The organism is Bacillus xiamenensis (assembly GCF_000300535.1).
Classification (GTDB): Bacteria; Bacillota; Bacilli; order Bacillales; family Bacillaceae; genus Bacillus; species Bacillus xiamenensis.
Genome location: NZ_AMSH01000060.1, coordinates 1 through 21,011, shown reverse-complemented (window position 1 = coordinate 21,011; position 21,011 = coordinate 1). Strand labels below are relative to the sequence as shown.

Annotated in this window: 38 protein-coding genes, 1 tRNA gene and 1 pseudogene; 6 read left to right on the top strand and 34 right to left on the bottom strand. The window is 38.8% G+C overall.

Features of this window, described 5'->3' with window-relative positions:
* Positions 1–127 precede the first annotated feature (127 nt).
* The 34 genes from BA1_RS15415 to BA1_RS15240 all read right to left on the bottom strand — a co-directional run bounded on the left by BA1_RS15415 (position 128) and on the right by BA1_RS15240 (position 17,472).
* The gene (locus tag BA1_RS15415; RefSeq protein WP_008360835.1) at positions 128–613 is read right to left on the bottom strand and encodes an SMI1/KNR4 family protein; all 486 of its coding nucleotides are present in this window, start codon (positions 611–613) and stop codon (positions 128–130) included.
* Positions 614–624: 11 nt separating this feature from the next.
* Positions 625–1,593, bottom strand: a complete 969-nt coding sequence (locus BA1_RS18405; RefSeq protein ID WP_008360833.1) for an HNH endonuclease signature motif containing protein — start codon at positions 1,591–1,593, stop codon at positions 625–627.
* Positions 1,594–1,693: 100 nt separating this feature from the next.
* Positions 1,694–2,077 carry an ArpU family phage packaging/lysis transcriptional regulator gene (locus tag BA1_RS15405; RefSeq protein ID WP_008360831.1) on the bottom strand — a complete coding sequence of 128 codons (384 nt, stop codon included), beginning with the start codon at positions 2,075–2,077 and terminating at the stop codon, positions 1,694–1,696.
* 70 nt (positions 2,078–2,147) lie between these two features.
* Positions 2,148–2,426, bottom strand: coding sequence for a hypothetical protein (locus tag BA1_RS15400; protein WP_008360830.1), 279 nt, complete (start codon positions 2,424–2,426; stop codon positions 2,148–2,150).
* A gap of 62 nt (positions 2,427–2,488) precedes the next feature.
* Positions 2,489–2,686: a hypothetical protein gene (locus BA1_RS15395; protein ID WP_008360829.1), complete on the bottom strand. Its 198-nt coding sequence runs from the start codon at positions 2,684–2,686 to the stop codon at positions 2,489–2,491.
* On the bottom strand, positions 2,683–3,093 hold the full coding sequence (locus BA1_RS15390) for a hypothetical protein (protein WP_008360827.1): 411 nt from the start codon (positions 3,091–3,093) through the stop codon (positions 2,683–2,685). The genes BA1_RS15395 and BA1_RS15390 overlap by 4 nt, the downstream gene beginning before the upstream one ends.
* Positions 3,094–3,096: 3 nt before the next feature.
* The gene (locus tag BA1_RS15385) at positions 3,097–3,540 is read right to left on the bottom strand and encodes a hypothetical protein (RefSeq protein ID WP_008360825.1); all 444 of its coding nucleotides are present in this window, start codon (positions 3,538–3,540) and stop codon (positions 3,097–3,099) included.
* Positions 3,540–4,142: an HNH endonuclease signature motif containing protein gene (locus tag BA1_RS15380; protein ID WP_008360823.1), complete on the bottom strand. Its 603-nt coding sequence runs from the start codon at positions 4,140–4,142 to the stop codon at positions 3,540–3,542. Before BA1_RS15380 ends, BA1_RS15385 begins: the two co-directional genes overlap by 1 nt.
* Positions 4,143–4,144: 2 nt before the next feature.
* Positions 4,145–4,375, bottom strand: a complete 231-nt coding sequence (locus tag BA1_RS15375) for a hypothetical protein (protein WP_008360821.1) — start codon at positions 4,373–4,375, stop codon at positions 4,145–4,147.
* Between the two features lie 2 nt (positions 4,376–4,377).
* Positions 4,378–4,737, bottom strand: coding sequence for a hypothetical protein (locus BA1_RS15370; protein WP_008360819.1), 360 nt, complete (start codon positions 4,735–4,737; stop codon positions 4,378–4,380).
* A gap of 242 nt (positions 4,738–4,979) precedes the next feature.
* The gene (locus BA1_RS15360; RefSeq protein WP_008360815.1) at positions 4,980–5,372 is read right to left on the bottom strand and encodes a hypothetical protein; all 393 of its coding nucleotides are present in this window, start codon (positions 5,370–5,372) and stop codon (positions 4,980–4,982) included.
* A gap of 119 nt (positions 5,373–5,491) precedes the next feature.
* Positions 5,492–5,704 (bottom strand): hypothetical protein, encoded by a 213-nt coding sequence (locus BA1_RS15355; protein WP_008360812.1) that lies wholly within the window; start codon positions 5,702–5,704, stop codon positions 5,492–5,494.
* Positions 5,705–5,724: 20 nt separating this feature from the next.
* The gene (locus BA1_RS15350; RefSeq protein WP_008360810.1) at positions 5,725–5,925 is read right to left on the bottom strand and encodes a DUF6877 family protein; all 201 of its coding nucleotides are present in this window, start codon (positions 5,923–5,925) and stop codon (positions 5,725–5,727) included.
* Between the two features lie 208 nt (positions 5,926–6,133).
* The gene (locus BA1_RS15340) at positions 6,134–6,358 is read right to left on the bottom strand and encodes a hypothetical protein (protein ID WP_008360806.1); all 225 of its coding nucleotides are present in this window, start codon (positions 6,356–6,358) and stop codon (positions 6,134–6,136) included.
* A 32-nt stretch (positions 6,359–6,390) separates the two neighbouring features.
* Positions 6,391–6,594 carry an XtrA/YqaO family protein gene (locus BA1_RS15335; protein ID WP_008360804.1) on the bottom strand — a complete coding sequence of 68 codons (204 nt, stop codon included), beginning with the start codon at positions 6,592–6,594 and terminating at the stop codon, positions 6,391–6,393.
* A 73-nt stretch (positions 6,595–6,667) separates the two neighbouring features.
* Positions 6,668–6,949: a hypothetical protein gene (locus BA1_RS15330; RefSeq protein WP_008360802.1), complete on the bottom strand. Its 282-nt coding sequence runs from the start codon at positions 6,947–6,949 to the stop codon at positions 6,668–6,670.
* A 287-nt stretch (positions 6,950–7,236) separates the two neighbouring features.
* Entirely contained in the window at positions 7,237–7,932 is a 696-nt protein-coding gene (locus BA1_RS15325) for a hypothetical protein (RefSeq protein ID WP_008360800.1), read from the bottom strand.
* On the bottom strand, positions 7,920–8,369 hold the full coding sequence (locus BA1_RS15320; protein ID WP_008360797.1) for a RusA family crossover junction endodeoxyribonuclease: 450 nt from the start codon (positions 8,367–8,369) through the stop codon (positions 7,920–7,922). The genes BA1_RS15325 and BA1_RS15320 overlap by 13 nt, the downstream gene beginning before the upstream one ends.
* Complete coding sequence (locus BA1_RS15315) at positions 8,366–9,019, bottom strand: hypothetical protein (protein ID WP_008360795.1); 654 nt, start codon at positions 9,017–9,019, stop codon at positions 8,366–8,368. The genes BA1_RS15320 and BA1_RS15315 overlap by 4 nt, the downstream gene beginning before the upstream one ends.
* Positions 9,016–9,216: a hypothetical protein gene (locus tag BA1_RS15310; protein ID WP_008360793.1), complete on the bottom strand. Its 201-nt coding sequence runs from the start codon at positions 9,214–9,216 to the stop codon at positions 9,016–9,018. Before BA1_RS15310 ends, BA1_RS15315 begins: the two co-directional genes overlap by 4 nt.
* 14 nt (positions 9,217–9,230) lie before the next feature.
* Positions 9,231–10,523, bottom strand: coding sequence for a replicative DNA helicase (dnaB, locus tag BA1_RS15305; RefSeq protein WP_008360790.1), 1,293 nt, complete (start codon positions 10,521–10,523; stop codon positions 9,231–9,233).
* Positions 10,495–10,782 carry a replicative helicase loader/inhibitor gene (locus BA1_RS15300; protein WP_008360789.1) on the bottom strand — a complete coding sequence of 96 codons (288 nt, stop codon included), beginning with the start codon at positions 10,780–10,782 and terminating at the stop codon, positions 10,495–10,497. The genes dnaB and BA1_RS15300 overlap by 29 nt, the downstream gene beginning before the upstream one ends.
* 5 nt (positions 10,783–10,787) lie before the next feature.
* The gene (locus tag BA1_RS15295; protein WP_008360787.1) at positions 10,788–11,624 is read right to left on the bottom strand and encodes a hypothetical protein; all 837 of its coding nucleotides are present in this window, start codon (positions 11,622–11,624) and stop codon (positions 10,788–10,790) included.
* Between the two features lie 201 nt (positions 11,625–11,825).
* Positions 11,826–12,530, bottom strand: a complete 705-nt coding sequence (locus BA1_RS15285; RefSeq protein WP_008360783.1) for an MBL fold metallo-hydrolase — start codon at positions 12,528–12,530, stop codon at positions 11,826–11,828.
* Positions 12,527–13,273, bottom strand: a complete 747-nt coding sequence (bet, locus tag BA1_RS15280) for a phage recombination protein Bet (protein WP_008360781.1) — start codon at positions 13,271–13,273, stop codon at positions 12,527–12,529. The genes BA1_RS15285 and bet overlap by 4 nt, the downstream gene beginning before the upstream one ends.
* The gene (locus BA1_RS15275; RefSeq protein WP_008360779.1) at positions 13,266–13,511 is read right to left on the bottom strand and encodes a hypothetical protein; all 246 of its coding nucleotides are present in this window, start codon (positions 13,509–13,511) and stop codon (positions 13,266–13,268) included. The genes bet and BA1_RS15275 overlap by 8 nt, the downstream gene beginning before the upstream one ends.
* On the bottom strand, positions 13,508–15,490 hold the full coding sequence (locus tag BA1_RS15270; protein WP_008360777.1) for an ATP-binding protein: 1,983 nt from the start codon (positions 15,488–15,490) through the stop codon (positions 13,508–13,510). The genes BA1_RS15275 and BA1_RS15270 overlap by 4 nt, the downstream gene beginning before the upstream one ends.
* Positions 15,491–15,592: 102 nt before the next feature.
* Positions 15,593–15,811 carry a YqaI family protein gene (locus BA1_RS15265; protein ID WP_008360775.1) on the bottom strand — a complete coding sequence of 73 codons (219 nt, stop codon included), beginning with the start codon at positions 15,809–15,811 and terminating at the stop codon, positions 15,593–15,595.
* On the bottom strand, positions 15,808–16,002 hold the full coding sequence (locus BA1_RS15260; RefSeq protein WP_008360772.1) for a hypothetical protein: 195 nt from the start codon (positions 16,000–16,002) through the stop codon (positions 15,808–15,810). Before BA1_RS15260 ends, BA1_RS15265 begins: the two co-directional genes overlap by 4 nt.
* 175 nt (positions 16,003–16,177) lie before the next feature.
* A complete protein-coding gene (locus BA1_RS19105) occupies positions 16,178–16,354 on the bottom strand; it encodes a hypothetical protein (protein WP_155887876.1) in 177 nt (58 codons plus the stop codon).
* The gene (locus BA1_RS15255) at positions 16,355–16,624 is read right to left on the bottom strand and encodes a hypothetical protein (RefSeq protein ID WP_008360770.1); all 270 of its coding nucleotides are present in this window, start codon (positions 16,622–16,624) and stop codon (positions 16,355–16,357) included.
* 2 nt (positions 16,625–16,626) lie between these two features.
* A complete protein-coding gene (locus tag BA1_RS15250; RefSeq protein WP_234879704.1) occupies positions 16,627–16,872 on the bottom strand; it encodes a helix-turn-helix domain-containing protein in 246 nt (81 codons plus the stop codon).
* Positions 16,873–16,980: 108 nt separating this feature from the next.
* A complete protein-coding gene (locus BA1_RS15245; RefSeq protein WP_008360767.1) occupies positions 16,981–17,178 on the bottom strand; it encodes a helix-turn-helix domain-containing protein in 198 nt (65 codons plus the stop codon).
* Between the two features lie 54 nt (positions 17,179–17,232).
* On the bottom strand, positions 17,233–17,472 hold the full coding sequence (locus BA1_RS15240; protein WP_008360764.1) for a helix-turn-helix domain-containing protein: 240 nt from the start codon (positions 17,470–17,472) through the stop codon (positions 17,233–17,235).
* Positions 17,473–17,593: 121 nt separating this feature from the next.
* Between BA1_RS15240 and BA1_RS15235 the strand changes: the two genes are divergently transcribed.
* The 6 genes and pseudogenes from BA1_RS15235 to BA1_RS18850 all read left to right on the top strand — a co-directional run.
* Positions 17,594–18,013 (top strand): helix-turn-helix domain-containing protein, encoded by a 420-nt coding sequence (locus BA1_RS15235; protein WP_008360762.1) that lies wholly within the window; start codon positions 17,594–17,596, stop codon positions 18,011–18,013.
* Between the two features lie 18 nt (positions 18,014–18,031).
* Complete coding sequence (locus BA1_RS15230; protein WP_008360760.1) at positions 18,032–18,682, top strand: hypothetical protein; 651 nt, start codon at positions 18,032–18,034, stop codon at positions 18,680–18,682.
* A 79-nt stretch (positions 18,683–18,761) separates the two neighbouring features.
* Complete coding sequence (locus BA1_RS15225; protein ID WP_008360758.1) at positions 18,762–19,256, top strand: ImmA/IrrE family metallo-endopeptidase; 495 nt, start codon at positions 18,762–18,764, stop codon at positions 19,254–19,256.
* Positions 19,249–20,532 (top strand): tyrosine-type recombinase/integrase, encoded by a 1,284-nt coding sequence (locus tag BA1_RS15220; protein ID WP_008360756.1) that lies wholly within the window; start codon positions 19,249–19,251, stop codon positions 20,530–20,532. Before BA1_RS15225 ends, BA1_RS15220 begins: the two co-directional genes overlap by 8 nt.
* A gap of 98 nt (positions 20,533–20,630) precedes the next feature.
* Positions 20,631–20,703 (top strand) — tRNA-Ala (locus BA1_RS15215).
* A gap of 95 nt (positions 20,704–20,798) precedes the next feature.
* Positions 20,799–20,978 (top strand): annotated as a pseudogene (locus tag BA1_RS18850) (transposase); the annotation flags it as partial.
* Positions 20,979–21,011 lie beyond the last annotated feature (33 nt).

Below are 21,011 nucleotides of genomic sequence, written 5' to 3'. Positions count from 1 at the left end.
TTTGCTTGTCTCTATCATACGATGATCCACTTAGGAAAAAAGGTCCCCTTTTTATCCCCCTTTTTGTCGGTTTTTTATCGGCAATGCAAATAAAAAAGTGCCCATAAACATGGACACTTTGGTTCTATTATTCCCAAAACGCATCGCCTTCAGATGCAATATACTTCTGAAGGAAAGTTTCAAAATCTACATCAAGCAGCTTATACTCTAAACCGTCTTCAAATAGATAAAGGTTGGGATTTTCCTTATTTAGTATCAAGTAGCACCCTTCAAAAAGAGCGGCAATAGCTGTTCCATCAGCCTGATCAAAAAAATCATTAGACAACTCGGATTCGATTTCTTCTAAACTGAAAACGTGTAATCCTCCACCCACCTTGTTCCCAAAAACTATGTCTTCAAATATTCTTGCGCCATTATGTAGACATAAAAACTCTTTGAGATCGTCAGGCAATGCATGATGTTTCTTTTCAAATTGTTTTATATTTTCTTGATCGGCTGGGGCATTGAAGGTACAGCACTTTTCATAGACCTCACCGTCTACCGAGAATTTGATGATGTTCTTCTCATCTAATTGATTTTCAAGTTTTTCTAATATCTGCACGATCCTACTCAATCTTTCACCTTCTATCTATATCCTCTCCACCAAGGAGAAACCTCTTGTTGATGCAGTGTTCTTGTGAGTGCATATAAATTACCCATTTTATTATCTCCACCATATTCTAAAGGTATAACATGGTGTATGTCTAAACCAGACCAATCCCATTTAGGATCTCCGTATTTACCAATATACCATCTGATATATTTATTACGGATGTCCTTATCTCTCTTAACCCTATCTTCAGGCTTATACCATTTCATATTTGCTTTTGTTGGAGCCGGCAATGATTTACCACTATGACTATTATGAATTTGCGGATATTGATAAGCATTTTTATTAACTAAATATGTTTCAGTTGTACTCTGTTTAGTTCCTGGGGCACTTCCGACCCAACCGGCAGTTAGTATATCGGATTTGTACACAAATTTCGTTTTAACCATCTTATACGTTTTTGATTTTGTAGCACCAACTTTTATCTGAGAACCTGTAAATTCTTTAGTATACGTTGAAATTGCGTTATATTTCCCCGCATAATCATCTCCTACAAATAGAGTGCTACCTACAATTACAATAACCGGCTTTGCTTTGCCTATAATGCTACGAATTGTGGAACTATGAGTAATTGCCTTTTTCGATTGATCTAACTTAAACAATGTATCAATGACAATTGTATTCGCGACTTTAGTATTAGCGTCTGGAGTCTTATTAGTATTTGTATTCTTAGTGGATGGTTGCAGCACTACGGTGTCACCATGTGGCATATTTCTTTGAGGTGGATCATGAGGTTGGTTTTTAAATTGTTGTCTTGCTTGATCAATAATATTAGATTTACTCTGTATTTCTTTTGCATGTCCATTTTCGTCAACTTCTAGTACATGTGTCTCTTTGTATGTTGTGATACCGTCCTTTGATTGACTAGCTTCCGCATCACTTGTCCATAACCATGCCGTCAACAGAAAAACCATAAAGAAAATCGAATAAGCAAATTTCTTCATTCTGATACTCCTTTTCCAAATTATTTACAACAAATCAAATATACAATATATGTATCTATTATTAAATGATCCTAAAATACCATATATATATAAACAGCACTCATATGATTCCGAGTGCTGTTGAAAGATTAAACGTTGCTTGCTTCTTCAATTTGTAATACCGGTCTTTCTTCAGACCCAGTTCTTCACACACCTCCAAATCCTTCACCACACGCGGTGTCAGGTATTTCATCCGGATGATGTCTTGCTCTATTTCGTCTAGGCTGTTTTCTAGCGCTCTTTCTATCTGCCGGACCTTCAGTTCATTTAAAACTTCCTGATTTCTAAGAGAAGGAAAAAGGCCTGTTGCGCCGTTTGCCTCCTGTTCCTTTCTGTTTTCCTCCAACACCTTCAGGGCTCTATAGACCTTCAGCTCCTTGATCAGAGCATTTCTGACTTGTTTCTCATCGATCCCTGGCAGTAAACACAATTGTTCTGCTCCCATTTCCTCAACCTCCTATAAACAATGAAAGACATAGATCAGGGCAATTTTGCGCCGATCTATGTCGTTTGATTTATTCTTCTAATTGCTGAAAAGCTAATTCAATCTTTTCAAGAATCCCTTTTTCGATTTCATTTAGATCATGTCCATGCATTTTTGTGTGTAAAATGTTGTGCTTGATAGCAAGAAGTTCTGATCTATCAAAATTGATAAATTCCTCATCGCGAAATAAGATGATGTCGTCTTCTCTAAGCAATAGGTGATCAGCCAAATCCTCAGCAGTGGTAATAGACGCTTCTTCTTCTATAATGGACAAAACGAATTCTCTAGCCATTAAATTTGAGATTTTCATTCCGCTACCTCCAATTGGACTTATTTAGGTACTCTCTCAAAATCAACGACAACCAGCCATTTTTATAAAGGATCGTTACCCAATCTTCTTATCATTTGTTTAACATAATCATAACTTTCCACAACATTTATGAAATGGGTACCATCGGCAACAATTCGACATCCAGTTTCATCATGCGGATTAACTCCAAAGTTCAATATTTCATTAAAATTAATCGCAATTTTTTCACCATTTGGTTTAGTTAATTCTATGAATTTCATTTCTTCACCTCGAATGACGGCGTATAAATATGCCCTTTAACGCCTGTCCAATTGCTGTTTTTATATATGGTCATCTTGATACGATGCGTGCCGGATGTGTGATTGACGATGTAAAACTCTTTTGCTGGCGTGGCGGTCTTAAACGATCCAACGAGACTAAACCGTTGATCTTTCCAAGTGCCTCCTACTCGTTTTTGCAAAGTGAAGCGGTAATAGACCGTTTCACTTCCTGTTTTACGTGCTGTCACGTCGATTGATTTAGCTCTCGGCGTGTAAGAATTGGCGTCAGTTGATACGCTGATTGTGTGTCCGGCCACTGTTTTATATCCGCTCGTTACTGCCGCAGTAGACGGCGCACAAAGCACCGCAGCTACAATGATAGATAGTGTGATTAGTAGTTTTTTCATTTGTTATACTCCTTTTTCTTGTAGTTTGTATAATTTGTTAGCTTCTCTTGCACCGGCACGCATAAACGCTTCTTTTAAAACATTTTCGTTTACAGCAAGCTCTTGGCGCTTCGCTCTTTTGACATACCGATAATCAACAAAAACACCGATATGACTTGGTATCTCATCTTTTACCTTTTCGTAAAGGTCCTTTGTTAGCACATAATAGTTGTAATGACCGACAAAACTTTTTTTGGCGCTAGATCGAAAATCCGAAAGAGATACTTTGATTTCAAATGCTCTCCATATGCCTTTCGTGTCAAAAGTCAGATAGTCAATTCGCTCATATCCCGCTCGACCATACTCATAGCCGATGGTCACTTCAAAACATCCATACATACTTTGATTTTCTTGAGTTTTGGCATGTATCTGCCTCTCTAATTTCAGTGTGAGGGCTGACTTTGCCATCATTTACTCTCCCTTTTCAATTCGCCAATTTTAGAATATATAGCAGCCATCACTATGCCTGTTTTAGTGATTTCAGGATCATTAGCAATTAACTTGTTTTGATTTAACCTTGCTAATTGCTGTCTGGTGATAAGTTGCAAATTATCTAGTTCTATATTGAGCTTGTTCCCGTCTAAAAATATTAAACAGTGGCCACTTGGGATTGGTCCGTTTTCTTCTTCCCAAAGCACTTTATGTTTATGTTTCCATCGCTTTTGCCAAGGACCATCATCTGACACTTTGATCAATATATATCCGTCTCGATCCACTCTTTCAAAACCTACAGGCTTGTAATTTAAAGGCTTGTGTCCTGGCTTGAAAGATGTTTTATTCCCGCCAACATTATAAATGCCTTTTGTGCCTTTATTGAGCGGTACATGCCCTTTAGGGAAATAACCGTTTAAGCCGCTAGAGATTTTACGATTATTCTTCCAGGTCTTCACTTGTTGCTTAGTAACATTTAAACCAAATTTCTGATTGATCAAATCTGCTAGTTCTTGATTGAGTAAACCTGCAGCATGTGAACGGATGAAGGATTCTTGTTCTTCATTGAATAACCTCACCTTTATCCCTCCAGCATTTTCGGTTTCTCAAGATCTTTTGATTTGTACTCTGTATGAAACTTTTGCGCCTGTAATACTAATGCTCCATTAGAAATTATGCGATTGGCCACATCAGTAACAGCTTTGGAACGTTCAATTTCTTCTTGAAGTTCCTCACCTTTTAAGTCTTCGTCACTCAACCGCTCCAGCTGCGCAAATAAATGGTTATTTAAGTCCCCTAATGTATTTCTCATCTTCATTCCCCTTCCGATTCCGTTTTCAATTCAAATCCCAGCCCTATAGCTAAGTTATAAACAGTTTTTGCATGTTCGGCATAGTTGGCAGGGGAATCATGTTTTAATTCCCAATCATTTGAATAATTCTGCTTTGCTTCTCGATATAATGACAAAAACATGTCATAATGCCTCTGCAATGTTCTTTCTTTCTGCTGTTTATATTCCTGAATATTTTGCACTAAACAATCGATGACATAATCCTGAGAAACGACCATTTCATAATCAATTCCAGGACACTTAGATGCACAAATGCCTTCGCTGTTTCGCATGATCACTTCGCCGGACGATAGAGTTATTTGAAATGCTTTATTTTTGGTCATCGTGCTTCCTCCTTTAGGTCTGCGTATTTTGCTATATGCCCGCACTGATTAACCCAAGTATGAACACTCCCATGAAATCCGTCTTCGTTATGCTGGGTGAGTTGAGGAACACCCATTTCGCATCCACATGTCGGGCATTCCCAAAACACATTCATTTTTTTGAATCCGACCAAGCAACCATTCGAATCACGATCGGGAATAGTTATTTTTTTGGTGTTCATTTCAGTTGGCCCCTTTTCAATTTAGTTTAATGAGAATGATGGAACTGCTTGAAATTCAATTTTTTTACGTTGTCTGGACCAACCGTTTATAAACGGTTTTGAATCCCTGTAAAGACCCTCAAACATTTCTTTGAGAAAATCTCTATGAAACTGCCATATCATTACATCTTCATTCAACAATTTTGAAGGATCGTTAAGTTCCCATAAACCCCAATCATCCCATGCAACGCTTTCTAACCAGCTTGCTAGGGCATAATCTGATTCAAAGACGAAGAAAAGACCGCCATCAATTGAGTATAGTAAAAACAATTCATAGTACCTGTTAAATTCCGTAATATATTCTGGTAGCCTACCTTTTATAAATTCAACCGCTTCCCTAAGCGTTTCAAATTCCTTTAACACATGTTTACTCATACCGTGTTTCCTCCTAAGCCGCTAGGCTGTTTAATTTCCTAGTAATCCAGCGATCGTTATAATCGCTATGATAGCCAGCAGCGTGAATATGACAGGCCCGTTCGATTCATGCTTCTCCATCAATAATCCCTCTGCAAATCTTGTATATCTCCTTGATAAAAAGTCTGTTGCTTAATGACTTCAAAAATAATTGGCCGTTCTCCTAAGTGAGTACAAGAGCCGTACATATTAATTAATGCGTTTCGCATTTCGTCCTCACTAGGATAGTGATCCCATCCTCCCAAAAGTCGTATGCCTTGTACGTTTAAATAGAAAATGCTTCTCAGTTTCATAATGATCTCCCTCTCTTTTTTCACTCTGCTCGCTTGGCCTGTTCATTAAATCGGCGCAGCAGCTCATCTTTAATTGTTTCAGCTTTTGTTCTTTGTCCTTTGATGTAAGGGCTATTGATGCGATCACCAGATAGCACCGCATCCCCTATTCGTCGTTTGATGTCATCCAGAGCCATCCAAAGCCCTTCATATGACATGTTTTCAGATGGTTTAAACTCCATATGATCCTCCCTCAGAACAGTGTCAGCTGTTCCTGGTGTTGTTCTTTTTGCTTTATTAAAAAATGCCTGGCTTCAAATGCTCCATAGTGTGAGCCAGGACTATCAAATTTTGATACATAATAATGAGCTGAACCGAGAGGAAAGAGAAAGTACTCTACGCCCTTTTCTAGCGGTGTAAACTCATTAGTGAGACATATTCCCTTCAAGGTCATGCCACGATTTCCCATGGCAACCGTTCAACCCTTTTCATACTTCCGGCACAGCCGATTTTCCCAAGATTCCGGCGTGCTGCTGGATAGGATTGATATGTGTCATACTCGCTCCATTTCCCGTTTGCTAATAGAGTAGAACGCCAATAGGCAACATATCCGCTCGCTGTATTGACAATACAAAATTCAGCGTGAGGAGATTTTGAATACCAGATTTCTTTCATTTTGACTGCCTCCCTGCAGGAGGAAGCTCCTGCTATTTTATTTTGTGTGAACTCGAATAATTTAAATTTGTGAATTGGCCGTCACGTGTAGTGATTTCCGTTTTCCCGTAAATAGGTGCTTCCACCAAGAACACTTCATCGGAATGGCCATCTAAGATAATGACTCTCACTTCTCCTTTGGTCATAAAGTTATCAATGGAGATGGTTGAGTCTATATGTTTGTAAGGATTATTCATGCGCACAAGGCCTCCCATGTTATAATGAATTGTCGAGATTCATTAGAGCCGGAGCCTTGTGCTTTGGTTCTTTTTATTTGTCCAGAAAAGCTTGTAGATCACGTACGCACATTCTAAAGAGATGTTCATCATTTAAGTCTAGGGACAAATCGATCAGAGCCTTTAATTCATCTTTAGTGATCGTTACATCTAAGTTTTTAACCCAATGTTTAGGAACAGCTGTAGACTTTCCTTTAAGCGGCTTCACTAAAATATTTTTGTCAGTAACTTTAAGTACGTAACCAGATATATGAAACATTCTCCGTGCAACTTCACCCAAAGCTTCCACCCAATCGCCTTCTACAATCTGTTTCATTTCTTGAAGCTCCTTCCGCACTTCAAGCAGCAAGGACCATTAAAAACCCGAGTGCTAAAATCCAGCCAATAACCACGACGCACCGAAACTATGTTTATACATTTGAAGCAGAAGAAGTATTTATGATTGAAGAAAAACTTGATTTTATTAATCATCTGACAACCCTCCACCCTTTCCTGATCCGACTGTGCAGTTCATATTTTTTAAGTGGTTCATAGAGGTGGACGCGCTGTCCATCCTCTTCGCGATAAAGCAAGAACCACCGTTTTGAGCGTTTGCGTGCCACCTTATGCAGCCCCGTCTTCCTCATCTTTTTGATCTTCTTCAGGAAGATCATTTTCATCTGGAACGCTATCATCTGAACCCTTTTCGTCTTCAGATGCTTCTTCATTCTTGGTTTGCATCGGTTCAGCTTCGTTGGCTTGATCCTGCTTCCAGTCCCACCATGTTTCAGCGAGCGGAGCAACCGCTGCTCGGTAGTCATTGATCAGATCAACGATTGCACCGGAGGACATTTCAAGTTCAGTGGCCAACTTCCGGTATGATTCACCTTCAATGCGACGCTTCGCGATCTCTGACATATTTTCAGGAAAACCGTCCAGTTCTGGAGCCATACCTTCAACGATGAATTGATCCACCACTTCACGCTTAATCTCCATCGGTTTTTCTTCAATTTTTGGTTTTTCTGCAGGTAAGCCCAATTCTGCCTCTAACTGTTCCGGCTCAGGATCAGCTATGTGAACCACGCCGCTCTGGTCTACTTGATAATTTACGATCGGTCGCTCTGTGTTCGCATTGATTTGAACGTTATAGCGGACAATGTCACTTTCAATCTCCACTTTCACGTCCTTATCAATCATTTCTGCAAGGTTTTGAATTCTGTTACCTAGCTCCTTTGTTGGCACTTCCAACACTAATTCTGTAATCCCTTTAGGCTTGTGATTCATTTTTTTAACTTTTCCATTGAAATTTATAAAAGACATATTTGTTCCTCCTCGTGGGTTGGTGTAAGAGTAGATACTTCGACTTCAATTCTTGGTGTGCTGCTGTAGAACTTACTTACATGCAGATCAACAATTTGACTATCATCCTGCCAAATGACTTTATTCAGGCCATCTTTTATCCCTTTGATGTAGTTATCAACATCTGGCTTCTTAGCTGGTCTCAGCTCGCCTCTTTCAGCTTCTGCGGCCCTTTTCTTGCTGAAACTTTTTAGTAGGGATTTGTAAACTTTAACCCTCAATTCCAGAGGACCTGTAAGGAGTTGTTCTGGACGATGATCACTTGCAGCCAGCTTCACATAAGACTTAAAATCTCTTGATTTTTTCGGATCATACAGCCTTGTCATCCCATTTCTGTGTGCAGCCCTCGGTCTTCCTTGTGCAACTGGCTCAGCGTAAATGGTGAATGCTATTTTCATAGTTTTTCATCTCCTTGAACATAACGACTTTTCGCATGGTACAAGTACCCGTCTTCATCTTCATGATCCCAACCGTTTTTCATATCAGCAGGCATGATTTTCACCTTTGTTTGACAGTTGTCACATGCGGTGTATCTAAAGCCCTTATAAACCTGCTTGTCCTCTTTCAATCCACACTCAGGGCATTGAAATTTAGTCTTCCATTTCATGCGGTCAGGTTCTGAATCTTCTTTTTGAACTAGAGCTATGCTTTTGACTTGATCCATCACGCTCATGTGTTCTCCGATGCTCGCATTCAAAGTCCGTTCATTATTCAAAAGATCAACTTTTCTCGATCTCTTTGGTTCTGTTGCTTTTGAGGGAGCAGGAGTAGCTTTCTTTTCATCCTTTGATTTAGAAACATCTTGGTCTTCTTGAAACCGTTTGATTTGACTAGTCACGATATCAGTATGAATTGGTTCTTCTGTCCTTTTCACAGAGGGCGGAGCGACTCGTCTAGCACTTTGACTTGTATTGATATTTAGTGGTCCTCCATGCATGTATGCAGCCAGTTGCATGATCAGACGATTGCAATCTGCAGCTTTGTAATTATCTGCTTCAAAATTAACTTCTTTACCAGAAGTACTGTCTTTGATTTGTAATTTAATCACTCTGCTTCCTCCTCAATTTCCATCCTGGCATTGTAAGTTTCGATGCTGTTCCCTCGCTCACTCTTGGCTGAAATGACTAGCATTTCGAGATCATAGAGTGATAGGTTTTCAAGATTTTCATTCTCACTTGGTTTATATCCAATACGCTTCAGTTCTTTGAGCAAGAACTGTTTACGCTGATCGCTATTGATTGTCATGTTCATTCCTCATTTCACATTGCGGCTTCCATTTGCCGCGATAGATTTACAAATCTCCCGTACTCTTTCACGAATACTGCGTTTATTGTTCCTGTTGATCCATTCCGTTGTTTTGCAAAAATGATTTCAACAATGTTTTTAGCTTCGCTTTGTTTGTTGTAGTAATCATCCCGATAAAGGAATGTCACTATATCTGCATCTTGCTCAATACTCCCTGAATCTCGCAAATCGGACATCATAGGTCGTTTGTCATTTCGCGCTTCTACACCGCGTGAAAGCTGTGATAACAAGATGATGGGAACGTTGAAACTTCTGGCCATATTCTTAAGTTCTCTCGTGATCTCACCAACCTCATGGTTTTTGCTCTCGGATTTACCAATCGGCGTGATAAGCTGCAAATAGTCAATGATGACTAAATGATCTTGATCAGGATGATCCTTTTTCGTTTTACGGATCTGGGACCGGATATCTGCGACGGTTTGAGTGGGGTGATCATGAATATAAATGTCTAATTTTTCGTATTCGCCCATCGCACTATGGGCACTATCATAATCATCCTCACTAAAATATCTCTTTGGATTCCTCCACTTCGTGCCTTCAATACTCCCTATGCTGCTTAACATACGCTGTGTTAATTGTGTATCAGACATTTCCAGTGAAAATATGTCGGTAACTCCACCATTTAGTGCATTATTACGACCAAGGTTAAGAGCGAACGCTGTTTTACCCATCGATGGACGGGCAGCCACAATAATCAAATCACTCTTCTGCCAACCGCCTGTCATGGCATTCAGATCCGCAAGACCCGTGTTGACTCCAGTCAGATCACCATGATCTTCTTCCATGCTCATGTATATATCTGTTAGAACATCCATTTTCGTACGAGTCTCTTTTACACCAACCTCTTGAGCTTCAATTGTTTTTTGATAAAGCTCGGTGATGCCCTCATCAGTAGGGGAACTGGCAAATGCTAAAGCAGCACTTTGCAAATCTCTGAGTCTAAAAGCCTCGTAAATTAATGTTTCATAGGTTTCAAATGAATGAGTAGATGGAACAGCGCTCGCTAGGTTGGTTAAGTATTCGAAACCCCCAACTGCATTTAAAGTGTCCCCCATAGATGCAGCGATATTGGCCATTTCCACTTGTTTACCTAGCTTGTCCACTTCCCTCATCGCGGCAAAAATTTTCTTGTGACGCTCTTCAGCAAAATGCTTAGTCTCTAAAGCTGTTTCCTTGATTAGATCGCCTTCAAGGATGATGCAACCCAGTAGAAACTGTTCAGCTTCGCTGTTTCGCAAATTTTGCATTCTTTTCCCACTCTTTCTGCTGCTCTAGAAACTCGTTTTTCTCTGGTTGATGTACTTGTATCTCCGCAATAGCAGGAGGGAAACGTTTTTCAGCGATGTGCTGATCAATCTTTTTTAAAACAGGTTCATATGGAAGTGCCGTTAAATGCTCTAACCAAAGCCTAATTCTTTCTTTTCCGATCGCGTCTGTAGAGAGCTCAAATCTAGGATAGGCAGCAGCTATCCTTGTTAAGATAGCCATCGCTTGGTCCTTTGTCATGCTAATCATCCTCCTCCAAATTTAATGCCATTTTCTTTTGCATAAGCCTCTAATACTGATAAGTTGTCTTGTTGTCTCTTTGGTTTAAATTCAGATATGTTGCTAGGTTGATTGTTTTTGGCATGCCATCGATCAAGAATGCCTTTCTCTAGGTAAGAAAACGATTTGATGCCATCCGCTCTATGTCTTGGTCGGTATTGATCGAATATCTCGTCGATCCACACCAATATGTCTTCAAGGGGTATCTGCTCCTGAATGATCCTCTCAATGGCTTGAGCATCATTAGGAGTGATCATCAATCCTCCACCTCTTCGAGATAGATACTTGTCTTCGATTTGTTGGAAAGGAGAATCATTTCCTACTGGCGATCTCTCTTCTTCCTCTTCATATACATTCTTTACATTCTTAACATTCTTGTTTGTGATCATTTGATGTTCATCTGATGATCTTTTGATGTTCATTTGATGATCATTTTGGTGATCAACTTCGTTAATTTCTTGTTGGTAAAGTGCCCATTTATTAATGGTTACAACTGAAAATTTGTTGCTCTTTTTGATGCTCAGAAAATTCATTTCCTCTAATTTTTCAAGCCATCGATACACTGTAACTTTGCCAGTTACTTGATCACTTTTCCTAAGCCCTTTGTTAAACATTTCAGCAATATCGTACCTACCAGTCACAAATTGACCAGGCTCTAATTCCACCACCTGATTACCTATCATCTGCTGATGATGCTTATGGCTCGCTTCAGTAAGACAGATAAGCCAAAGCCTAAGCAGGTTAGGATTATTGAATACTGGATTTTCACGTAATTTTCGATGTAATTTGATCCACCCTCGCAAATGAATTCCTCCTTCCCAACTATTTGCTTTTGAGTCTGCAAATAGCGTATTTACCTTCAATTTTCACGACTTCAAGATGTGGTTCATACTTAGCCATATAAGTGCTTATGTACATGGCCAATACCTTTTTCCGCATGTCTGGAGCTACTGATCTGGCCATCGTAATAAAACAATAGGGATAAGCTGTTTTAAAAAGATCGCTCATTTTGGTATATAGACAACCTTTCCTGTTTGTTTTGCTATTTCTTGTTTGAATAGTTGCTCATCACTGTTTGTGTCAGATAGGTGCAACAACCATATTTCCTGCACTTTTAACAAGTCGTTTGCAGCTAGGAATGTCTTTACATTCTCAAGGCTGAAATGCGACTGTATGAGGCGGTTACGCATGCTTTTATGGATGCTCCCATTTTCGATATTTGCATCCAGAATGGACTCTGCGTAATTGCACTCAATCATGATGTGTGTTAGTCCAGGGAACTTGTATTTGATGTAATAGGTGTCAGTGGCAAAGAGGAGCTTGTCTCCGTCCTCATTAGCCAATAGGAAGCCATATGGCTCTGATACGTCGTGTTGCACATCAAAGGGCATAATAAGCCACGTGCCGATCCTAAACGTCTGTCGGGCTTTTACAAGATTGATTCTGTGATGATTTTCCACTCCGAGAGCTTGTGCCGTTCCAGAAGACATATAACAGTCGATTCCTGCACGCAAAACATCTTTCAATGCCTTGCAGTGATCACCATGTTCATGAGTGATGAGACAACCAGCGAAACTTATATCGAAATCAAAAGCACGTTGCATCTCTTTGAAAGTGATACCACACTCCAAAAGGAGCGGGGTTTTACCATCAGTCACCCGATAGCAATTCCCCTTACTGCTTGACGATATAGCTTTGATCTCAATCAAAATGGTGGCTCCTCGGTTAAAGCTGAAGGTTTTGAGTCAGATGGCTGTTGCTTCTCTTCTGGCTCCTTTATCGGTTCTTCTGGAACGGTATAATCCATATCAATAGTTTCTGAATTCGCATTTTCATTTACTTCACGAGCAACTGTTTCAGTTGTGTCTGGTGTTTGTGTTTCTTCGTCCGTATACATGTTTCCAAGAGAATTAGGAAAGGCTTCCCTTAACGCATTGACAATGGCTGTTTTGCGGATCATGTTCATCGGCATCGTTTTCCAAGTTGATTGACCTTTGCTGAACTCATCAAAACTTATCCGAACAGGTGTAGGTGTTTCACGATCTTTTCGATAAACCGTAGCCCATCCACCTAATAATTTGTCATTTGGTAGTTTGATAGCACCCTCTATATCCACCATTTCACCGTCCCGTTCAACAATAATTCCTGCACGTATTCCGGCGAATTCTTCATTGTTTTCAGCACGCTTCATAAATGCTTCTTTTCCAACAATAATTTGTGCTGGCGATCCCTTAAATTTCACCAGGTATGCCTCATTCAAAAATGGATTGAGTTTCTGGTATTTGCATAGGTTGATAAACATGACCACTTCTTGATCCGTTACATCTGCATTACCACGTACTAAGTAGGTTTTCACCGTATTCCCTGTGAGTTTTACCTCTTCTCCATTCACAGCAAATACTGAAGGTTTTTCCATCAATTTTGTGTTTGGATTTGATTGTTGATTACTCATCCGTATCCTCCTCATAAATAAATCTGACCTTTTTGCCTTTATGCTCTCTTAGAAAGGTCTTTAGCATTTCAGCAAAATCCGATGGACCTTTTAAGTCTCTTTCCAAGATTGCATCTTCAGGACATTCAGAAAGCGGACGAACGTCCATGACCTGTTTACCATCAATCAGAAGTTTTTCACGTTTGCAATCTTCCCAACCTATACCTGAAAGAACTTTCACCTCTACCACTTCACTCATGCGATCACCTCACAATCTACAGTCAGCAAGTTGTCATCAGTTTCAACTCGCAGCTGCTTGTCCTTCTCGGATACTATCAAGCTAATAACTTGAGCATTCACATCGATTAGATTCGTGACCGCCTCGCTGTTATCAACGAAGATCGGCGCAGAAATACCATAATGCTCATTTAACGTATTAATGATGTCTAAACCGACGTTAATACGTGCCGCATTGTTTAGGCCTTTAGAGTAAGGCACGCCTTCATAGAGCGTTTCACAGGTTTCTGTTAAACCGCCGTTGACTTGCTCTTCAAAGAGCTTGAAGCGGGCAAATTTGAATTTGCTGTTTATCCGTTCTTCCATAAGGTTCATCTTGGTTCTGATGAACTCTTCAATCAGGTATGACTCTTTCTCGATCTCATTGTAGTCATCAGCCATTTTACGTTCTTCTTCCTTTAGCTCCTCAATTCGGTTGAGGGCTTTTTGAGCTTGATCAATGCGAGAAAGATCATTGCGGATCAAGGTCATTTCCTGCTGTTTTTCCTTGATCTGTTCATTAATGGCTTGAACAGTTCCACTTGTCTCCTGCTCATCAGACTGGATCTCTTTATTGATCTCCTCAATCTCCTCGATCTTGGCTAGATAAATTGGATTATCGGAAAGCGGAGCAATAGACGCTTCAGCTTGTTCCATATTTTCTTTCAGTTTTTCTAAATTTGAAGCCTTAAATTTCTCTTCCAAATTCAACTTTTGAAGTTGCTCATCAACTTCATACAGCTCATCTTGCTTATTGTCATATTCAATTCCTAATTGCTTTCCCTTATCGGCTATGCGCTCAAGGAAGGCACTTTTTTGCAAATTGAATTTCTCAATAGCAGCTTGAATTTTTTCTTCCGGCAATGATTGTCCACATGTTGGACAATCTGTTTGATGATCCTCAAACGATTCTTCGTACTTTTTAGACCATTCTTCTCGCAACTCAAAGCGCTCTTTATCTATTTGAGATAGAAAAGATGTTAAGTGCTCTTTCTTCGTGATCAAATTACTGAGATCATTCTGGATTTGAGAAAGATCGTTTTTCGCTTTGTAGTAGGCTTCTTTTTTCTCATTCACTACCTGAAATCTTTTTGAGTCATACTCATTCATAATTTGTTGCAGATCGCCTTCGAGCTGAAGCATACGCTTCTTTCTATCTGCTCCTGCATCCGCTTTGATAGAGCGAGCTTCTTTCTCCATATCATCAATTGATGCCTGTATTGCTTTTAAGTCTTCTTTCAATTGCTCTTGGTTAAGAGTAGTTACATCTTCAATAGAACGATTGATTTCATCGATTCTGACAGGATATTGCTCCAGGAGTTTAGTGATCTTTTTACGTTTTTCAGCAAGGATGCGCTTTTGTTCATCAAGACTTTTTCCATCTAAGATGGATTGAAGCTTTGACAATGAATTGTTTTTTGAAATAACGTCCTCATCAGTCACAGCACCACCGATCTCCATGAGAACGTTTAGGCGATCCTGCCACTTCATTTGTTCGTTGAAATAACTTGGGGACGTAATGAGTTTGAAAATATCCTCAGAGATAATGTCATTGACCTTCTCAGTGAACTCTTTTTTCTTAACCGGCACGTCATTGACGTAGTAGTCAGTCGTATGGCCAGAGAAGACTTGCTTTGCTGATCCCCGTTTCTTGGTCCATTTCTCTGAATAGACCTTTTTCAACTCAACCGACTTTCCATCAATTAGTAAGACAGCCGATACCTCATGCTCCACGCCGCTTACCGCTTTGTTATCCTTTGAGAGCGTCTTGATCTCAAAGTCTTTTTTGTTTTGGCTGTCTTTATCAAAGAGCAGCCACGTGAACGCATCAAACAACGTTGTTTTGCCTGTAGCGTTATCACCATAGACCTTTGCACTTTCTCCACCTGTTTCAAGGGTGAATGATTTTACACCCTTGAAATTTGATAGATGGAGTTCTGCCAACCTGATATTTTTGGTCATGAACAAGCCTCCATTGATTTACAGTGCCAACCTGCTATAATAGGGGTTGACACTTTTATTTTCTTTTTTTTGTAATTGGTTCACTTGTGGGAGTGAACCTTTTTAATTTGCATTCACAAAGGTAAAATCGAGTTGTTCCTTCAGATAGCGTTCCAAGTTATCAACGAGGATCATTTCACCCGCATTTCTATCAATGACATACTCATCATTTGAGAAAATCTCATCCCCGAAGTAGTCAGTTCCAACAACATCAACCACTTCAACGCCTTTTGGGTATCCAGTGGCATTTATTTGAGTGATCATTGGATGTTCAATGTTCATGCTAAAACACCAACCTTTCTTCGGATCGCATCAGCAGTGAGCTTTTTATATTCTTCAAAAGCCTCTTGATTCGGGAAAAAGAAAATAGGTTCCCCATGAAAAGTAATCACAATTGATCCTCCAACTTTCGTTAAACGGACTAGATCGTCACGTTTCTCTGAAAAGGGTTGAATAACAGGTTTTTCTCTCATTACTTTTTCCTCCTATTAGTTATTGATGCTTATTCGCATCGTCCGACTGCGGATGGTGCATGATTTGAGGGGATGGTGTGTGTGCATTGTCCATCCGCAAGCCGGACGACAAGAATAAAACTTGTCGTGCTCTTTAAAGAGCGATATAATAAATTCGATCATTTCGATATTCGATTTAAGCAGTGAGTGTAGGAGCTTGCTGCTTTTTTCTTTGTTCAAAATCCATACGTGACTTTAATTGCGTTTCGATTTGAGCCAGTGCAATTTCTCCTTCCTCACTGAACCGCTCATTACATACCTCAATGACTTCCTTCGCTTTCATTAACTTGCTTGCCACAAATACAAACTTCATTTAAATCAATCCTTTCATTTTTGTTTTTAACGATTTCGGATATGTTACTGGCGTAATCTTTGCAGCTGCCTTCAACAATTTCACCGTTGATTGTTTTTCATATTGCTGAATTTGTTTTAAAGATTTAGCAATATCTTTGTGAGCTGCTAATGCCGTATCTATATCCGCACGCTCTAATGCTTTCATTAATCTTTTTTGCAGTTGTTCAATACAGATCATTTCAGCTGTTATCCCTTCATGATCAATGCTCTTGAAAATCGCTTTTCTCATCTTCATCCTCCAAACAAAGCCATAATGGCGGTAATTTGCTGTGTGACTGCCAGTGGATCAATGCCGCATAATGTAGCAATCATTGCTTCTTTTGCATTAGTTGCTTCCATCCACCTGACGTATGTAGGAACATCAAGCATCTTTTGATCATTCTCGATCTTTGAAATGCAGCTCCGCGAGCGGCTAAGCATTTCCGCAAGCTTCTCCTGGGAAATACCTGCCTGTAATCGCGCTTTGCGAAGCACCACACCCAACTTCACAACCTCCCCACCCCCTTTCAATGTTCCTATCTGGAACATGTTCCGAATTGGAACAGCAAAACTCATATATCCGCTGTATTCTAAGGTGGTAAATTCTTAATCAATCACTGGCTGAAAGTTGGATTCCATTTGTGACATTTGCCATTCTTCAAGAACTTCTCTTTTAAAGAAGATTCTTTTTCTTACTCGGAAGAATGGTATTTGCCGCTCTTTCACCATTGTGTAAACAGTGTCGTGATGTACCCCAAGAAAATCAGCCGTTTCTTGAACGTTCATAGTTGATTTTGTTGGCATTTTGAGAACCTCCTTCAGAACTTGTAAACCATAAGAACCGCAAAAATCATTTTATTAACCGGTGTTCTCTTTTTCATTTTGTAACTCTTGTGCACCACTTGACTCAAAAAAAATATCCCTTGGATCTTTATTTAAAACACTTGCAATTCTCAGCATAGTGAAACCAGATGGCTCTTGTCCGTGAAGCTCAATTTTCGTAATGTTTGCGCGAGACATTTCAGTTCTTCTTGCCAATTCAGATATTGACATTCCAACACCTTTTCTGATCTCACGTAATCTGTTAGTGAAAACCATGTGTTACACCTCCTTGAACAAATAGTAACACAAGGTTTACAGTAGTGTCAATCATGTTTTACACATTTTCTGTTTTAAAGAATTTAAATATAATGTAAACTACGTATTACAGGTGATGCTAATGTCCAAACTTGGAGAATATTTGATAAAAGCAAGAGGAAAACTGTCTCAAAGAGAAGCTGCCAAACGAATTGGCATAAGTCATACCTACCTTGGGAAAATTGAAAACGGAAAAGACCCAAGAACAGGTAAAGACATCAAACCAACTCCCGAAACACTCAAATTAATCTCTAAAGCATATCAATGTGATTACGAAGAATTAATGATCAAAGCTGGTTACATCGATGAGGATGAGACAAGTAATTCTGAAGGTCCTAAACTTACTGAGCATCAAAGAAAGATTTATGAGTGGGCAAAATCCCATGACGGATTATTCTTTGATAGCAAACCAGAAGATGTAGAAGAATTAATTGAAGAATTTGAAGTGGTCTACGAGTTGTTTAAAAAGAGAAAAGAGAGAGAGAAAAAACAGAACAAATGATTTCTTTAGGGGGCAATTATGGGGAAGAAAACATTATTTGTAATTTGCCTATTATTATTCGTTCTCATAGCTGGATGTAACTCAACTAAGACGACGGATGAACCTTCGGCAAACTCACAAGAAAAAGTTTCTGAGAAAAGGCAACAAGAAACTAATGAAGAACAGACAAATGACAGTTATAAAGATGATGAAACAGGAGAATTATTTAATTACTTAAAAAGCCAAGAAAAAATTGAATCACAGAAAATGGGCCCGCTCAATATAAATTTTGATCATGTCAACATAATGAAGTTGTCAAATATTCCTGATGATCGCCTAAGTGACTATCAAAGTTTAACGGATATTGAATTATCAAATCCTTTTCATTTTATTGATATTAAATTTTCTGTAGAGAATACTGATAAAGAAACTATGAATTTTTCTGGTATTAGTCATTTAATTTTGGACAATAAAGAACAGATTAAGGTCAGTAGTAATAACCTTTATACTGACATTGAACAATATGATATGAAACTTTTTGGTAATGCGAAAAGAGATTATCAAATCGCTGTACCCATAGAATCTGATGTTTCTAAAATAAAAAGCGTTAGAATTGTAATGAGTGCACCATTTGACGAAAATTTGAATAGCGTTTCCAAAACAAAAGAATTAACAGTTAATTTAAAATAAATGCTCGATAAGAGTATTTATTTTTACCCAAAAATAGAACACCAGTTCCCAAAAACTGATTTGAAGGAGCTTATTAAAATTGAAATATATCTATACTCATTTAGAAGATAACGTTAATAGACTTTATGCAGAAATGAAAATCTTAAGTCCTTCTGAACAATCTATTGATACTATTTCCGAAAAATTAGGAATTGAAGTTTGCTATAAAGAAATTTCATCGAGAGCGATAATAAATCAGGGTACCCAAATTATTATCTTAGATAAGAGATTAAATAAGAGCATTATATGGGAAAAGTTTTGTCATGAAGTTGGCCATATTCTTTTTCATAAGGGTAATCAACTGTTGATGCCCGACTCCTTTAGGTTATATCAAGAATGGAAGTCGAATAATTTTATGTACCATTTTGCAGTACCAACTTTTATGTTGAGATCTGCAAAGATACCTATGGATTCTGATCAAGCAATTCAATTTATAACTAAAACTTTTAAAGTTACTCCCACATTTGCGAAGCATCGACTAAGCCTTTACAATCAAAAAGTTTTTTCTCAGACAAGGAGCGTTTTATATGGCTAGCATTGAAAAAAGAGGTAGCAATTCTTTTAGATTAGTTGTTGAAATTGGATATGATGCTAACGGTAAAAGGTTAAGAAAATATAAAACTATTCGTATAGAAGATCATAAACTGCTAAAAACAAAAAGAAAATTACAGGAATACCTCTCTGATCAACTTTATCAGTTCAAGATGGAAGTCCATTCTGGAGAATATATTGAGCCTGAAAAACTAACATTTGAATCCTTCATCAATAAGTGGAAAGAAAAGAAGCTCTATCAAAAGAGCGGAAAACCTTACTCTTTGACAACATCAGATGTTTATTGGCGTCACTTGAAAAATCATATCCTCCCTGTTTTTGGACATATGAGGATAGAACGGATAAAGAGTTTACATATCGTAGACTTTTTAGATGATTTATCAAAGGATGGGGCTAGAAAAGACGGTAAGCCAGGAGGATTAGGAGAAAGAACAATATTAGATATCTTTAAATTACTGCAGGTAGTTTTTAAAACCGCAGCTGAAGAATGGAAGATTATCAAGATTGATCCAATGAAGGGCTTGCCCTTGCCAGTCAACGAGAAGAAAGAAATGAACTATTTTGAAGCAGATGAAGCTGCTCAATGTATTAAGATTCTATATGAAGAAGTTGATATTAAATGGAGACTTTATTTCTTAGCAGCGATGATAGGAGGATTAAGGCGAGGCGAGGGTCTTGCACTTGAATGGCATTTAGATGTGGATTGGGATGCTGGTGGATTTAAAATTAATCGTTCACTTTCAAAGACAATTCAAGGCAAACCGCATGTGAAAGACCCTAAGTCTAAAAGTTCAAAACGGTTTGTTCAAATGCCAGATTGGTATATGAATGAATTGTCCCTATACTATCATATGTGGAAAAGAGAAAAGGAAAAGCTAGATGATGCCTGGGAGGGCGGAGATCATCAATACATTTTCCACAGTGGCTTTGGAAAGCCCTATTATTTCACAACACCTACTACCAAATGGAATCGAATCACGCAAAAATATAAAATAAAAAATATCCGTTTACATGATTTGCGTCACACTATGGTTGCTTTATTGATGGAAGCTGGCGAAAGCATAAGCGCTATTCAAAGACGTGCCGGACACGCTAGCGCCAGAACAACATCTGATATATACGGCCATGTAACAGATGAAATGAAAAAGAGTGCAGCGAATCACTTTAACAAGTTTGATCCTAAACATCTGAGAAACACAAAAACAGAGATAGGAAATTTCCGTCCCCAAGTCGTCCCCAAGGTTAAAAATAATGCATAATACAAATTTGAGAGATTTCTCATCAAAAATAAAAAAATAGCCTTCCCCCTTGTATTCTAAGGGGGAATTAAATATAATAATATTTGTTGAAACATCCCGGGGCATTAGCTCAGCTGGGAGAGCGCTACGCTGGCAGCGTAGAGGTCAGCGGTTCGATCCCGCTATGCTCCATTATCAAAAGCCTATCCAAAGATGGATAGGTTCAGGCTGTCGAGAAAATCTCGACAGCTTTAATTTTTTCCTTAAAGTTTCCATCCCCTCATTTTCTTGAAAACTGTACAAGATCTAAAAATCATCAAAAGGTCATCTCAAGACATGTGTGGGAGGAACATAAAGAAAAGGTCAGACAAAATCGTCTGTCTCCCGCTGGAAAAGAGCTATACAAAAAAAGAAAAGAAAAAATAGAGCGAAGCTTTGCAGATTATAAAAAACTGCATGGGCTTCGCTAATCCAAGTTGAGCGGACTCAACAATTTGTTT